This is a genomic window from Pseudescherichia sp. AS216, assembly GCF_037152055.1.
Taxonomy (GTDB): domain Bacteria; phylum Pseudomonadota; class Gammaproteobacteria; order Enterobacterales; family Enterobacteriaceae; genus Pseudescherichia.
In genome coordinates this window covers 1-221 of the sequence record NZ_JBBCMV010000057.1, presented here as the reverse complement: position 1 = coordinate 221, position 221 = coordinate 1, and the positions used below count along the sequence as shown (strand labels likewise).

The window sequence follows — 221 nt, the reverse complement described above, 5'->3', positions numbered from 1 at the left end:
GTCAGTCACATACTTCAGTATGCTCCTTCCTTTCCTTCACTGGCCGCCTTGCTGCTGCGCAAATTATTGCGCACTTAATTCTGGTATCAGCTGAAAATCGTCACTCAAATCGCCAAAACATCTTCGGCGTTGTAAGGTTAAGCCTCACGGTTCATTAGTACCGGTTAGCTCAACGCATCGCTGCGCTTACACACCCGGCCTATCAACGTCGTCGTCTTCAA

1 rRNA gene is annotated in these 221 nt (G+C 48.9%); it reads right to left on the bottom strand.

From position 1 onward, the window contains the following. Positions 1-133: 133 nt before the first annotated feature. Positions 134-221: ribosomal RNA gene (locus WFN61_RS20890) — 23S ribosomal RNA — on the bottom strand; the annotation flags it as partial.